Source organism: Pseudomonas sp. KUIN-1, assembly GCF_009176725.1.
GTDB lineage: Bacteria > Pseudomonadota > Gammaproteobacteria > Pseudomonadales > Pseudomonadaceae > Aquipseudomonas > Aquipseudomonas fragariae.
Genome location: NZ_AP020337.1, coordinates 4359462 through 4373493 on the forward strand (window position 1 = coordinate 4359462; position 14032 = coordinate 4373493).

Sequence of the window (14032 nt, forward strand, 5' to 3'; positions counted from 1 at the left end):
AGCGCCTGGCGGGCAGTCTGTGTGATCACAGGACACAGGCTGACGCAGGATGCCTATGCAGACTTCAAAGGCATACTGAAGGTAAAGACCGTGCCCAGCTCTCGCGTCGAGCACACCTCGAGCGTACCTCCATGAGCAATGGCGATCTCGCTGGCGATGTACAGCCCCAGCCCGAGCCCGGCTTGCGGCTCGTCGGTGATGGGTCTGGAGTACGGCAGGAACAGTTGCGCACGAACCGATTCAGGTATCGGCTCTCCCTGATTGGTAACGCTGAGCACAAACACATCGCCATGCACGCCTGCCGTCACTTCGACCGGGCTCTCGGCATCACCATGGCTGATTGCGTTGGACACCAGGTTGGAGAGCAACTGCGCGATCCGCTCATGATCGCAGCGGATACGCTCCAGCGCGCCTATGTTCGAGTGAATCGGCCGCGACGGGTGAACGCGTTGCACCTCTGAAATCACATGCTCCAGGGTTTTATCCAGACCGTGTGCCTCATGGATACTCAGAGGAATGCCATGCCCCATACGACCACGGGCAAAATCGAGCACGTCATCGACCAGCTGCGAGGCGCGCTGGCCAGAGGTCAGGATGTGTTGCACGATCTGCTGGGCCTTTTCATCCAGCGGACGACGCAGCAGCAATTCGGCACTGGCATTGATGGCAAACAACGGGTTGCGCAGGTCGTGCCCCAGCACCGCGATAAACTGCTCGCGCAGCTCAGCCACCTCACGTTCGGCGAGCAGGTCTTCACGCGCCTGTTGCAGGTTTTCCTCGGCCTCGATCTGCAGCGCCAGAAGACGTGCGAACGACACCATCATGGCCTCGATGGGCGTCCCGATCAGCTTTGCAGGCTTGGGATCCAGCGCGCAGATAGTGCCGAAAAAGGAGCCGTCGGAAAGAAAGATCGGCACCGAGATATAGCTCTGGAAGCTGTACAGACGTGGTGTGTCGTGCGCACAGAACAACGGGTCCTCGGCGACATGGTCAATCACCACAGGCTTGTGGGAGCTGCGAATCTCGTGGCAGATGGTGCTGCTCAGCTCCAGCTCACCGCCGGGCTTCAAACCGAAGTCGAGCTTGTCCAGGACCGCACAGGCCGTCCAGCTGGTTTCGGTTACACGCGCCACGGCGGCGAAACCCAGCCCGGTGGATTCGGCAATGACCTGCAGGATGGCCGGCACTGCGCTGATCCGGTTGATCGTGGCCACATCATTTGAAATGGATCGCCGCATGTAGAACCTGTATGAGCCTTGAGGTGATGACGCAGCACGTTAGTTTAGGACTGTAACGATTTTTCTGCACCCGTGAATAACACGGGTTGCTCGTCAACCTGTACGAAACCTGATCAAACCTCGGATTTCACCGGGGGACGCGGAAACGCCACCGTGAACGTCGTGCCCTCTTCAGCCGAAGAGCGAACCGTCACATCGCCCAGATGGGCTCGAACGATCTCGCGCACGATAAACAGGCCGAGCCCGACGGTGCGGGTCTCGTCACTGTCGCTGACCACGCGTACGACGGGCTCGTACAGGTCGTCTACCTTCTCCATCGGTATCGGTTCACCGAGGTTGTGCACCGACAGCTTGATCATCCAGGTGTCGAACGACGACGTAATCAAAACCTCACCGTCGTCGGCGCCGTAATTGATGGCATTGCTGACCAGATTGCCGAGCATCTGCAGCAGGCGGTCAGGATCCGCCGAACAGGCGCCCTGTCCTTCGCTGCGATGGGTCAGCACCCGATCCGGGAAAACCTGGCGCAGCTCTTCGACGCCCCGGGCAACGACTGCGTGAAAATCGATAGGCTGAGGAACGACGGTAATGCCACTGCCCACCCGGGCGTGAGTGAAATCCAGCAGGTCGACAATCATGCGATCGGCACGGTCGGTGGAATGATTGATGTGTCCCAGAATCCGCTCCTGCCGCGACTCCAGTGGGGTGCGCTCCAGCAGTCCGGCGGCCATCTTGATCGCGGCCAGCGGGTTGCGCAGGTCGTGGCTGACGATGCCAATCATCTGCTCGGCAAAAATAGCCCGGATCTCCGCCTCGGCATGCGCCAGACGCAAGCGATTGCGCGCCGAGGTCAGCTCGCTCTGCACGGTCATCTGCTGTTGCAGGAGTTCTTCGGCAATCTTGCGGGCAGCCAGCAGTTCGCGCTCGTACTTGTTGCGCTCTTCGGCCAGGAACACGGCCACTTCATGCAGATACCCCGACGGGTACTCGCGGCGTACGGCGTTGAGCATCATCGGGATGGGGCGGCCATCGGCATGAATCAGCTCGACCTTGACTTCGGCAATTGACCCTTGCGACTGCAGCGTGGGCGCCCAGTGAGTCTGCAGAAAGGCCTTGCCTGCCAGGCTCAGCAAATCCTGAAAGCGGCGGCCCACAACAGCGTCGCGCTCCAGACCCAGCCATCGGCAAAACGTCAGATTGGCGCGCTCTATGGTGCCGTTGGGCAACGTGATCAACAGACCACAGGGCGCATGCTCGTAGAGGTCTTCGGTGACGGGCAGGCTCACCTGTTCAACGGTCATGGGCGGCACTCTCGCAAGAGGCCAGAAACTGATTCATCGCAGTAATGCATTCCTGTGCTGCGCTCATGTGCGGGTAGTGCCCTACATTGTCGATCATGTGCAGGGTGCTGTCGGTAATGACGCGGTGCAAGTACTCACCCACCTCGACCGGCACCACCATATCGTCGCTGCTTTGCAGAATGAGTGTTCTGCTCTTGAGTTGCGCGACATCGGCACGATGGTCGGATAAAAACGTCACGTGGGCAAACTGTCTGGCAATCTCCGCATTGGTGCGACAGAAACTGTTGGCGAGTTCTTCGCTCAGCTCAGGTCGATCCGAAGCACCCATGAGTGTCGGTGCGATGGTGCTGGACCAGCCCAGATAATTGCTTTCCAGCGTCTCAAGCAACGAATCGACATCGGCGCGAGTGAATCCACCCAGGTAACCTTCTTCGTTGAGGTAACGCGGGGACGGACCAATCATGATGTGACTGTCGAACCGACCGGGAGACTGAAGCTCGGCCAGCACGGCAATCATGCAACTGACCGAATGACCGACGTGCACCACCGGCCCCTCTGCGGCGAACTCGTTGACCACCTCCAGCAAGTCGGTTGCGTAGCCCTTGAGCGACGAATACTTGTGCGGATACCAGGCCGATACGTCCGAATTGCCGTTGCCCACCAGGTCGAACAGCACGACTTTGAAGCGCTCTGCGAAGTGCGGCGCTATAAAACGCCACATGTTCTGATCGCAACCAAATCCATGAGCGAAAATCAGAGTGATCGGTCCGTCGCCCATAATGTTGACGTTGTTGCGCTGCTGGACCGACATATCGGGCTCCGAAAATGGCCAGGTAAACGGCTGGGTATGTGCATACCGTGATAAAGATGAGAGGAGGTTATCACCGTTAAAGGCACATTAGTGGCACAAACCGCACTTTAAGGCAGGAGCCAAAGAAGATTAATGATGGGCAGTGTTCTGAGGCGCACCTGAACTTCGCAGGTATCGGAGCGGTGTCGGGTGACGCAGAGCGTCACGAACTGCATGCCAACGCGGAGCATTGGCACGATAAGCCGTTGGATTTACGATGAGCGCGGAGCATGGGGCTGACAAGAAGCGGTCTTTACTCGCCGATGTCTTCGTTCCACAGTTCGGGCTTGCTGGCAATAAAGTCTTTCATCATGTGTGTGCACTCAGGGTTATCCAGCACCTCGATCTGCACGCCACGCGAGCGCAGCAGTTCTTCCTCGCCCATGAACGACTCATGCTCACCGATGATCACTTTGCGAATACCGTAGAGCAGGATCGCACCGCTGCACATCGCACAAGGCGACAGTGTGGTGTAGAGCACCGAGTCACGGTAGACACTGGCCGGCTGGCGACCGGCATTTTCCAGCGCATCCATCTCGCCGTGCTTCGTCGCACTGCCCTCTTGTACACGACGGTTATGGCCTCGACCGATAATCTTGCCGCCGTGGACGATGACCGAGCCGATGGGGATTCCGCCTTCCTTCAGCCCGAGTTGCGCCTCATCGAATGCTGCCTGCATGAATGCGTCCATGTTTTTTGCCTCGTCTCGTCAAAATAGCTGTCAGTGTTGCAGTGCTGCCTCGGCATTGCCCAGCGCACGACTGACAAATTGTCCCAGCAGCTCCGATGATCGGGCTTTCATATCGGCGCTGACCTGAGTGTTTCTGGCCCTGAAGCTGTTCCCCAATGAAGGCGAATCCCCGCCCTGATTGAGCGAGCGCAATTCCTCGGCGGTAAATGAATGAGCATAAGCGGCTGCCAGATTGCGGTCCCACTGCGCCTGATATTCCGGTTTGAGGCGCTGTAATTCCTTCTGTACCAGTTCCTGCGCTTCAGTCTTGCCGACTGCCTGCACGATACCGGCAAACGTCGCCGTGCGCGAGGCGACCTGATACCCCAGCCAGGCAAGGCCCTCGCCCAGGTTTCGTTGTTCCACCAGGGCCAGCGCCATGTCGTCGGCCTCTTCGGCGCTGGCCGGATGCATCGCGTCCAGGCACAGACAGGCCAGCAATGCCAGGCAGGTCTGCCAATTGCCCCGCGAGCCCCGAGCGTGATCAGTCATGACGCCTCCCGAGCATCGATTGACCCAGACCTGAACTTATCAGCTCGGCGGGGCTTTACCACTCGGCGCGTTGCATACCGGTCATTGATGCCGTTATCAGCTATGCGCCTCGCGTCATGCAGCAGAGTCATAGTTAAAGACTGCTGCTGACCCGGGTGGCAACATCGGCAGGTAACCAGGCTTTCCAGACCTCGGGATGCTGCTTGAGAAAGCGGGCAGCCACGACCTTGGCATCCTCGTGCTTGTCACTCATTTCGCCCAAGGTCTTGTTCAGCAGGTCAATCGGGAAATCCACGCCCTTGAAGACACTCACCAGCTCAGGGTATTGCTTGCTGAATTCTGCCGATACGCCGATCGACAGCGTTGCCGCCAGCGAAGACGTGCCGCGCGGGTTGGGGTTGCTGGCGTCGGTCAGGGTTTTCCAGGCTTCAGCGTCAAAGGCGGGCTCGTCCAGTTTGATCAGCTTGTACTTGCCCAACAGGGGCGTAGGTGACCAGTAGTAAAACAACACCGGCTTGCCGCGCCGGATGGACGATGCGACCTCGGCGTCCAGTGCTGCGCCCGAGCCGGTGCGGAAGTTGACGAAGCTGTCGGCCAGGCCATAAGCCTTGAGTTTCTGGGTGTTGACGATTTCCGAGGTCCAGCCGCTCGGGCTATTCAGGAATCGGCCTTTGTCCGGCGATTCCGGGTCTTTGAAGACGTCCTTGTAGCGCGCCAGGTCCGCGACAGACTTCAGGTCCGGCGCCAGCGGTTTGATGCCTTTGGCGGCGTCACCCTTGATCACGTATTCAGGCACCCACCAGCCTTCGGTCGCGCCCTTGACGATGTTGCCCAGGCCGAGCACCTTGCCTTCCTCTTCAGCCTTGACCCACACCGGACTGCGTCCGGTCCACTCTTCGGCGATCACCTGGATATCATTTTTCGCCAGCGCGGTTTCCAGGCTGACCGTACTGCCTGGCAGGGTATCGGTCGGGTAGCCATAGCCCTTCTCGACAATGGTACGCAGGACTTCAGTGATCAGGCTGCCGCTTTCCCAGGTCAGCGCGCCAAACTGGATAGGCTTGGTTTTTTCAGCCGCTGTCGCGGTCTGCCCGAGCAGGCCCAGCGCCAGAAGTGAACAGCCCAGTAGTCGTGTTATTGATTTCATGCTCACCTCAAATGGCGCGGAAGAAACGGGTCTGAAAGTATCGACACCAGCCTGCGCCGATTAGTTGTCACGGCTTGAGCCTCTGTATGATGCAAGGCTCCTATTTCAAGCGCAGCCGCGATGTCCGAAATCCAGTTCTACCCGCTACCTGATGAATGTCGCCCATTGCTGGGCAAGCTCTACCGCGAGCACCAGTCGTCAATGCGCGCTGCCAGCAAGGGCCAGGCCTGGGTTGCAAAACGGGCAGAAATCATCGGTGCGTTGTGCCTGACGCCTGTCGCAGAGGGGCATTGGCTGACCGGGCTGTTCGTCGCGCCGGCGGCTCGCGGGCAAGCAGTGGCGCAGGGCCTGATCGAAGCGGCATTGCAACCGCTGAACGGGCCGGTGTGGCTGTTCTGCCATCCGGACCTGCTGGGCTTTTATCAACGTTCAGGGTTCGCGACGGCCCGGCGTCTGCCACAGGCCCTGGGTGAACGGTTCATGCGTTACAGCCGCAGCAAGCCGCTGATCGCACTGTGCCGCGAAACCTGATGGCGTCGCAGCACAACACGACGATCACTCGTCGGCGTTGGGGTCCATGTCCGGAAACATCACGTCCATGAAGCCGAATTTGCTGAAATCGGTGATGCGCGACGGGTAAAGCCGACCGATCAGGTGGTCGCATTCATGCTGAACGACCCGCGCGTGAAAACCGTGGGCAACACGCTCGATGGGCTGGCCCTGAGGATCGAAGCCTTCGTAACGAATGCTCTGATAACGGTCCACCATGCCGCGCAGGCCGGGCACTGAGAGGCAGCCTTCCCAGCCCTCTTCCAGCGTCGGGCTCAATGGGGTAATCAGCGGGTTGATCAGGATCGTCTGCGGGACCGCCTCGGCCTGCGGATAGCGCTCGTTGCGCTCGAAACCAAAAATCACCAGTTGCAGATCAACGCCGATCTGCGGCGCCGCCAGGCCAACACCGCCGACGCTGTGCATGGTTTCGAACATGTCGGCAATCAGCGTATCGAGCTCGCTGCTGCCGAACATCTCTGCGGGTACCGGAGGGGCGATGCGCAACAAGCGCTCATCGCCCATCTTCAGGATTTTGTGGATCATGACTGCGTGTCTCTTGCCGACTTAAAAAGCGATCTTGCCACACAACACGATCAGGCTTCGTCCGCCTTCTGCAACGGCACCGAATGGTCGCGGCCCAGACCGGAGACATGCTGCTTGACTGTCTCGCTGCTCTCTTCGCCGCCGTCACCGGCTTCCTTCTCGCCTGCGTCCTTGCCTTCGGCGGACATGTGCTCGATCACCGCATTCATTTCCGCACCCAGCAACAGCACCGCCGCGGAAATATAGAAATACAGCAACAGCACGATGATCGCGCCGATGCTGCCGTACATGGCGTTGTAGTCGGCAAAGGTCTTGACGTAAAAACCGAAGGCCAGGGAAGCGACGATCCACACCACCACGGCCAGCACCGAGCCTGGGGTGATAAAGCGAAACTCCTGTTTGACGTCCGGCATCACGTAATAGATCAGCGCCACGGCGACCATCAGCAGAATAATGATCGCGGGCCAGCGCAGGATGGTCCACAGCGTGACGATGAAGTCTTCCATGCCGATCTGCGCGGCAATCCAGTTCATGACCTGCGGCCCCAGCACCATGAAGGCGGCTGCCGCCAGTAACATGCCGGCAATGCCTACGGTGTAGAGAATCGACAGCGGCAGGCGTTTCCAGATAGGACGCCCTTCGACCACGTCATACGCTGCGTTCATGGCGCTCATCATCAGGCGCACACCCGCTGACGCGGTCCACAAGGCGATGACGATACCGATCGACAGCAAGCCGCCCTTGGACTGCTGCAACTGGTCGATGACCGGGTTGACCTGCTCGAGCGCCTGCGGCGGCAAGAGAAACTCCGACTGCAGTCGCAACCAGGAAAAAAAGTCCGGCAGATGCAGAAAGCCGATCAACGCGATCAGAAACAGCAGGAACGGGAACAGAGAAAACAACATCTGGTAAGCCAGCGCCGAGGCATAGGTGGACATCTCGTCATCGAGGAACTCGTTGACGGTTCTCACCAGCACTTTGCCGACTTTCAATTTACGCAAATGGGGGAAAATCATGGCGCTTCCTCTCGCTCCCTTACTGGAAAACCTTACATCCTGAAAACCGGCATGTCATAGATGACGTGTCGCGTTGACGAACCGATACGCGAATACCGATGGCACATTGACTGGACAGGCCATGAAAGGTTTCAGTCCCGCAGAGCAGAAAGCATAACGGCCATCCGTGGATGACCGTTATCGGTAAAACTGCCCCGGCGCCAGGGCGCCGGGAACAATCGACTCAAGCCTTGTCCACGCCCTTCTTGATCGCGTCCTTGACCTTGCCTACGGTCTGCTGGCCTTCGCCTTTCAGCTCTTGTACCTTGCCTTCAGCCTGAAGTTTGTCATTGTCGGTAGCCTTGCCAACAGCCTGCTTGACGTTACCAACTGCTTCGTTGGCCATACCTTTGGCTTTATCGCTGGTGCTGCTCATCGAAAATCTCCTGGGTCTGAAGACCGCGCTGGAATCGGACGTCGTACTCGACAGAAGATTGACCTGTGCCGGTGGCCAAGAGTTTCAACTATTTTCCAGGCCACTCGTCTGCCGAGCATTTGGGCAGGTTTGCGGCAGAGTTTGTGCGAGAATGCGCGCCACCGTTGTCCGGCAGGGCCGACACGCTGAACACACCGATTCACAGGAACGTTATGAAACTCGATAAAAAGCTGGCCATTGCACGCAGAAACCAGGATCTGGGTGGCGCAGTGCTGGGCGTCAACAACACGCATTTCGCCGTGCTGGACCACAAAAGAAACATCTGGTGGTTCGACCTGCCTGTCCCGCGCCTGCAAGTAGGCCAGTACGAGTGGCTGCACCTGCTGCTGCACACGCCTGAAACCGACCAGTTACTGCATTTGAAAGTGACCACGGTATTCATGCGCGATCACATGGAAGGCCTTGAAGTGCGCAATGCCGACAAGCGCAAACCGACCGTCAGCCTGGAGCTGAGCGCCGACAAGGACTCTTTCCTCAAGGACATGCGCCCCAAGGGCAGCAACCTGAGTTTTGCCGGCTTCCTGCAGAAGTAGCGGTAAACCCGCCACCAGATTCGCGCACTGCGCCGGGTGAGCGTTGCGAGCAGCCAACCCTCACCCGGCACACCGCTTCAGGCAAATCGACGTACCGCCAGATAGCCCGCCGTACCGGCCAGCGCCGACACCACCGTGCCCCACGCATGATCCACCAGCGCCAGCTGCGCCGGCCAGCCCTGCAAGGTGGCCCAGTTGGTCAGGTCATAGGTGCCATAGGCAATCAGCCCCAGCAGACCGCTGCACAATGTCGCATGGCTCAGTCGTTGCACTCTGAGCGCAGGCATGACGCCGAAAAACACCACCCCCGCCCCATACAGCAGATAAAACGCGATGGCAGGTCCTAATACGGGCGTATCGAGCATCAGCGGTCCGAGCCATTCACGGTAGGTCGGCCCCATCAACACGCCCAGCCACAGTCCGTCGAGGATCAGAAACGCCAGCAATGTGCCGAAGTAAGCGATCAGTATTCTTTTCATGGCGCGTCCTTGATCAAGTTTCAGGGCCGGGAAAGCCCGCTTGAGGGTATGACCGACCAAAGGTAGACATTGATCCATCCAACTTCAGGACTTTTAAAAGGTGAAGGGAGTCAGTGTTAACGAGCGTTATGGAGTTTCAAGCACATGAACACTGTTGGTCCCCTGAAAATAGATGTCTGGAGCGACTACGTCTGCCCGTTCTGCTACCTGCAACTGGCCGTCCTGGAACAGCTTCAGCAAACCTACGGTGAGCGGCTCGAATTTAACTGGCATGCCTTTGAACTGCGCCCTGACCCATTGGCACTGCTCGACCCGAGTGCTGATTATCTGCGTGAAACCTGGTCACGATCTGTACTGCCGATGGCCGACAGGCGTCAGGTGATGATGAAGATGCCCAGCGTTCAGCCGCGCAGCCGCAAGGTTCTGGAAGCCGCAGTCTTTGCCAGGAATGCAGGAGGTTTTGAAGCGTTTCACAAAGAGGCTTACCGGGCGTTCTTCGAAAAGGGGCTGGATATCAGCGAGACGCACACGCTGCTCGAGCTGGCCACCACCACCGGACTGGATCGGCAAGCGATGGAGCAGGCACTCAATGCCGGTCATTTTGAAAAGGCCGTGTTGGACGACCGGCAACTGGCACAGAAGCTTGGGTTGAGAGCGGTGCCGGTCGTGCTGCTGCGACGCAGCGACGAGGCGCTGGAAGACGCGCGGGTATTCAACGGCACCTTGCCGTTTGAGCGCCTGAGCCAGGAAATAGACGCGCTCGCCACTTGGGCCTGAGGCATCGCGAGCTGCATTGACTGCAGCTCACATCAATTGCCGCTCAGGCACCCAGGCTGCGACGTGTTGTCAGACCAGCTCGATACGGTCGGCGTGAATCACGATCTGGCCCTGCTTGTACAACGCACCAATGGCCTTTTTGAAGTTGCCCTTGCTGACGCCAAACAGGCCGCTGATGACCTGCGGATCACTTTTATCGCTGACCGGCAGCGTGCCGTTGTTCTCGCGCAGCTTGGTGAGAATCTTCGAGTTCAGGCTGCTCGCGGCCTCTGCACCGACGGGTTGCAGGCTCAGGCTGATATTGCCGTCGCTGCGAATTTCCTTGATGTAACCCTTTTCCTGCTTGCCGGCGCGCATGAACTTGAACACTTCGTTCTTGTGAATCAGGCCCCAGTGCTTGTTGTTGATGATCGCCTTGAAGCCCATGTCGGTCGCTTCAGCCACCAGCAGATCGACTTCCTGGCCCACGCTGTAGTTGGCGGGAGTCTTGTCCAGGTAGCGATCCAGACGCGCAGTCGCGGTAATGCGCCGTGTGTGTTTGTCGAGGTAGACGTGAACCACGCAGTAATCACCGGCCTGCAAGGTGCGCTTCTCTTCGGAGTACGGCAGCAACAGGTCCTTGGGCAGGCCCCAGTCAAGGAATACACCGATGCTGTTGACTTCAACCACCTTCAGGCTGGCGAACTCACCGACCTGCACCTTGGGTTTTTCAGTGGTGGCGAGCAGCTTGTCTTCGCTGTCCAGATAGATGAACACATTGAGCCAGTCCTCATCTTCCGTAGGAACGTCCTTGGGGATGTACCGATTGGGCAGCAGGATTTCACCATCCTGCGCACCGTCCAGATACAGACCGAAGTTCGTGTGCTTGACGATTTGCAAGCTGTTGTAACGCCCGATTAAAGCCATTTCCAGATACCCTCATTACGTGGGCGGCATTCTACCCGACTTTGAGTCCGGGTTCGCGTTGCGTGGCCGAAGGTGTCGATACAGCCTCCACTCGTCAGTTTCCCCGATCCCCGTCGATCGACCTTGCTGCACTGCGGCGCAGCGCCACGTCGAAATTTTGTATCTGAAAACAGGCGCTTAGCGGCTTCCGGAATAAATTCGCCAAGCCACCGAGTGCAGGTTCGGCTCGGGCGAATGCCATATTCACCAAGCAATAATCAAGCGTTTCCTGTACTCTGGCTGGCCGTATTACGTTTATGAAGGTAAATGGCAGCCATGCGTATCAAAGCATCCCACTCGAAAGCCAAACCCGCCCCAGCCGTTGAAACGAGCGACTCGATCAACGCGCAGATTGCAGCTTTCCTGAAGTCCGGCGGTGAAATCCAGCAAATTGCCAAAGGCGTGAGTGGCCAGACCTTCGCACCTTCCAAGCAGATCAATCTCGGTAAAAAGTAAAACCGCGTCCTGCCTGTCGATCTCTACGCGCCTTGACGCTCAAGGCGCTAGATTGACCATCCTTCGCTGGATATTCTTCCGGTCACGCTGCTACTCTCTCCTCTGATATCACTATGACCACGAGCTGGATCACGCTCTGGACGTTATCTTCTTTGTGGAATGCTCGAATGAAGAACTGGATGCTTTTCGGTGCACTTGTCTACCTTGGCGGCTGCGCGTCGCACCACTGCGAAAACGGCCCCAACGACAGTCAGCTCACCGACAGCCCTTGCCGGGCGGAGCATCTGCTCTATCAGAACGACATGCTGCAGGCCAAACTGCTGATCAGCGAAGACAACCGCGAAAACTATGAGCTGGCCGAAGCCATGCTGCGCCGTGCCGCACTTGACGACGCGTCGGGCGAAGCCGAGTTCTATCAGGCTGTATTGCTGATTCGCCAGCAGGCCGACCAAAAGCAGATCATCGATTTGCTGCAAACCGCCGCGAAACACAAGCATCCACTGGCCATCGCCCTGCTCTCCCAGCAACTGAGTGTCAGCGATCCAAAGCTTGCCGAACGTTATCAGTCTGAATACGCCCAACTGGACGTCGCCAAGAGTGGCTACCCGTCGTTTGAGCAGGCGCTGGTGGTGATTCGAGGGCTGATCATCCCGTCTGCGCGCACCACTGCGGCCAACTGACACACGACGGATCGACGAACGGTCCGCCCCGAGCTCATTTAAACGGTATGCTTGCGAGGCTCTAGCTCGCGGCTTGTGTCGGCTCCTGAGCCATTTTCGATACGCCATCCCTGACCACACTCCTCGCAGATCAAGGAGTGAGCCATGCTCAGCCATCGCTTACACGTGCTGTCTTTCAGCGCCATGCTTGTTTGTCAGTCCGTCTCTGCCCAGGTTCTGGAGCGGGATCTGGGCGACTTCGACCTGAAACTCGCCACCACGCCTACGCGCAGCATGGCCCAGGGTCTGGTGACGCCCACCGGCGGTTCCGGGTCCTTTCATGGCGGCATGGACCTGACCCACGAAAGCGGTTTCTACTTCGGGCAGTGGGCGCCCAACATGGGCCTGGCCTCCGATACCGGGATGGAGCTCGACTCCTACATGGGCTTCAAGAAGCCCTTCGATAACACCCTTGGCTACGAGCTGGGGATGATTCGTTACAGTTACCCCGACACCAGCCAGATCGACAGCCACGAGTTCTATGCCGGCCTGCGCATGCGCGACAGCCGGATCGGCGCGGCCTTCAGCAACGATGTCGGCACCCGCGACAGCACGGTATTCGTCGATCTGGGCGCCATCGAGCAACTCGGCGTCGGCGTGCGCATGCAGTACGCCAATCACCAGTTCGATACCCCGCAGTCCGCCGCCGACGGCGGGTTGATCAACGGCTTCAACGACTGGTCGCTGAACCTGTCACGCCCCTGGCTGGGCATCGACATGAACCTCATCTATAGCGGCTCAAGCCTGAGCGGCGGCGATTGCAGCGTCTACAGCGGCCACAACGCACGCTGTGACGGGACGTTCACCCTTAAAGCGGTGCGTTCATTCTTTTAAAGGCCCAAACCGGTTGAACTGCCAGACGCTACACTCCTCTACTGCACGTCAGTACGCCAAGGAGATGTCATGCAGTCTTTATTCAAAGCATTCGTCACACTGTTGATGACCGTTGCACTGCTCGCAGGATGCAATCAGGTAGGACTGGCGTACCGCAACCTCGACGTGATCATTCCGTGGACGCTCAGCGACTACCTGGACATGAATTCGGAACAGAAAGGCTGGCTGGACGTGCGCCTCAAGCAACACTTGAGCTGGCACTGCAGCACCCAGCTGCCGGAGTACCTGACCTGGCTGGACAAGCTCGAGGACATGGTCAAGACCGATCAGGTGACCTACGAAGGGCTGCAGGCTCGTACCAGCGAAGCCAAAGAAGCAATCGCCAAGATCTCGAAGGAAATCACGCCCTCTGCGGTAGAGTTGCTGTCGCGCTTTGACGACAAGCAGGTGCAGGAGATGCAGGAGTCGTTCGCCAAGGATCAGCGCAAGCGCGAGAACAAATACCTCGACCAGCCACTGGAACGTCAGATCGCAGAGCGCGCCGACCGTATGCAGAAACGTGTGACGCCGTGGGTCGGCAAGCTCAATCAGGCGCAGAAAGACCGCATTCAGGCCTGGTCTGCATCGCTCGGCGAACAGAACAAGGCGTGGATCGAGAACCGTACGCGGTGGCAGAACCTGTTTCTGGCCACGGTCCAGCAGCGTCAGGCCAGCGACTTCCCGCAACGCATCGCCGCGTTGCTGCAGGACCGCGAGACGTTCTGGACCCCTGAATACCGCAAGGCCTACGACCAGACCGAGAAGGCCGCGATATCGCTGATCGTCGACATCACCGCCCTGAGCACCCCGGAACAACGCGCCAAACTGCTGAGCCGCATCGCCGACATGCGCAAGGACTTCACCGACCTGGACTGCCTGAAGTCGCAGAAGTAGTTCGATAGCCCT

General features: G+C 58.5%; 18 protein-coding genes. 7 read left to right on the plus strand and 11 right to left on the minus strand.

Annotated features, from left to right (window positions below):
- Nucleotides 1–53: 53 nt before the first annotated feature.
- The 6 genes from KUIN1_RS19525 to KUIN1_RS19550 all read right to left on the minus strand — a co-directional run bounded on the left by KUIN1_RS19525 (nt 54) and on the right by KUIN1_RS19550 (nt 5758).
- Complete coding sequence (locus KUIN1_RS19525; protein WP_054091826.1) at nt 54–1238, minus strand: GAF domain-containing sensor histidine kinase; 1185 nt, start codon at nt 1236–1238, stop codon at nt 54–56.
- 113 nt (nt 1239–1351) lie between these two features.
- The gene (locus KUIN1_RS19530) at nt 1352–2539 is read right to left on the minus strand and encodes a PAS domain-containing sensor histidine kinase (protein ID WP_096135054.1); all 1188 of its coding nucleotides are present in this window, start codon (nt 2537–2539) and stop codon (nt 1352–1354) included.
- Entirely contained in the window at nt 2529–3350 is an 822-nt protein-coding gene (locus KUIN1_RS19535) for an alpha/beta fold hydrolase (protein WP_011268638.1), read from the minus strand. Before KUIN1_RS19535 ends, KUIN1_RS19530 begins: the two co-directional genes overlap by 11 nt.
- 292 nt (nt 3351–3642) lie before the next feature.
- The gene (locus KUIN1_RS19540; RefSeq protein ID WP_003402504.1) at nt 3643–4080 is read right to left on the minus strand and encodes a nucleoside deaminase; all 438 of its coding nucleotides are present in this window, start codon (nt 4078–4080) and stop codon (nt 3643–3645) included.
- 30 nt (nt 4081–4110) lie between these two features.
- The gene (locus KUIN1_RS19545; RefSeq protein WP_148193639.1) at nt 4111–4611 is read right to left on the minus strand and encodes a hypothetical protein; all 501 of its coding nucleotides are present in this window, start codon (nt 4609–4611) and stop codon (nt 4111–4113) included.
- Between the two features lie 133 nt (nt 4612–4744).
- Complete coding sequence (locus tag KUIN1_RS19550; protein ID WP_110393027.1) at nt 4745–5758, minus strand: ABC transporter substrate-binding protein; 1014 nt, start codon at nt 5756–5758, stop codon at nt 4745–4747.
- Nucleotides 5759–5878: 120 nt separating this feature from the next.
- On the opposite strand from KUIN1_RS19550, the gene KUIN1_RS19555 reads away from it, so the two are divergent.
- Nucleotides 5879–6289: a GNAT family N-acetyltransferase gene (locus tag KUIN1_RS19555; RefSeq protein WP_152092197.1), complete on the plus strand. Its 411-nt coding sequence runs from the start codon at nt 5879–5881 to the stop codon at nt 6287–6289.
- A 24-nt stretch (nt 6290–6313) separates the two neighbouring features.
- Here the strand turns inward: KUIN1_RS19555 and def are convergent, their stop codons facing one another.
- The 3 genes from def to KUIN1_RS19570 form a co-directional block, all read right to left on the minus strand.
- A complete protein-coding gene (gene def / locus KUIN1_RS19560) occupies nt 6314–6853 on the minus strand; it encodes a peptide deformylase (RefSeq protein ID WP_003402497.1) in 540 nt (179 codons plus the stop codon).
- A 50-nt stretch (nt 6854–6903) separates the two neighbouring features.
- Nucleotides 6904–7869: a YihY/virulence factor BrkB family protein gene (locus KUIN1_RS19565; protein WP_011268643.1), complete on the minus strand. Its 966-nt coding sequence runs from the start codon at nt 7867–7869 to the stop codon at nt 6904–6906.
- Between the two features lie 223 nt (nt 7870–8092).
- On the minus strand, nt 8093–8284 hold the full coding sequence (locus tag KUIN1_RS19570) for a CsbD family protein (RefSeq protein ID WP_003402493.1): 192 nt from the start codon (nt 8282–8284) through the stop codon (nt 8093–8095).
- Nucleotides 8285–8496: 212 nt separating this feature from the next.
- Here KUIN1_RS19570 and KUIN1_RS19575 point away from each other — a divergent pair, with 212 nt between their 5' ends.
- On the plus strand, nt 8497–8877 hold the full coding sequence (locus KUIN1_RS19575) for a hypothetical protein (RefSeq protein WP_003363371.1): 381 nt from the start codon (nt 8497–8499) through the stop codon (nt 8875–8877).
- 77 nt (nt 8878–8954) lie between these two features.
- Here KUIN1_RS19575 and KUIN1_RS19580 read toward each other — a convergent pair whose 3' ends face one another.
- Nucleotides 8955–9356 (minus strand): DUF2177 family protein, encoded by a 402-nt coding sequence (locus KUIN1_RS19580; protein ID WP_011268644.1) that lies wholly within the window; start codon nt 9354–9356, stop codon nt 8955–8957.
- A 144-nt stretch (nt 9357–9500) separates the two neighbouring features.
- On the opposite strand from KUIN1_RS19580, the gene KUIN1_RS19585 reads away from it, so the two are divergent.
- Nucleotides 9501–10133, plus strand: a complete 633-nt coding sequence (locus tag KUIN1_RS19585) for a DsbA family protein (RefSeq protein ID WP_011268645.1) — start codon at nt 9501–9503, stop codon at nt 10131–10133.
- A 69-nt stretch (nt 10134–10202) separates the two neighbouring features.
- On the opposite strand, the gene KUIN1_RS19590 is transcribed toward KUIN1_RS19585, so the two are convergent.
- Complete coding sequence (locus KUIN1_RS19590) at nt 10203–11039, minus strand: CvfB family protein (RefSeq protein ID WP_011268646.1); 837 nt, start codon at nt 11037–11039, stop codon at nt 10203–10205.
- Nucleotides 11040–11345: 306 nt separating this feature from the next.
- Here KUIN1_RS19590 and KUIN1_RS19595 point away from each other — a divergent pair, with 306 nt between their 5' ends.
- The 4 genes from KUIN1_RS19595 (at nt 11346) to KUIN1_RS19610 (ending at nt 14020) form a co-directional block, all read left to right on the plus strand.
- On the plus strand, nt 11346–11534 hold the full coding sequence (locus KUIN1_RS19595) for a hypothetical protein (protein ID WP_002554403.1): 189 nt from the start codon (nt 11346–11348) through the stop codon (nt 11532–11534).
- Nucleotides 11535–11701: 167 nt separating this feature from the next.
- Nucleotides 11702–12214, plus strand: coding sequence for a hypothetical protein (locus KUIN1_RS19600; protein ID WP_003412760.1), 513 nt, complete (start codon nt 11702–11704; stop codon nt 12212–12214).
- A 144-nt stretch (nt 12215–12358) separates the two neighbouring features.
- A complete protein-coding gene (locus KUIN1_RS19605; RefSeq protein ID WP_011268648.1) occupies nt 12359–13087 on the plus strand; it encodes a TorF family putative porin in 729 nt (242 codons plus the stop codon).
- 69 nt (nt 13088–13156) lie between these two features.
- On the plus strand, nt 13157–14020 hold the full coding sequence (locus KUIN1_RS19610; RefSeq protein WP_003425465.1) for a DUF6279 family lipoprotein: 864 nt from the start codon (nt 13157–13159) through the stop codon (nt 14018–14020).
- The last annotated feature ends 12 nt before the right edge of the window (nt 14021–14032 follow it).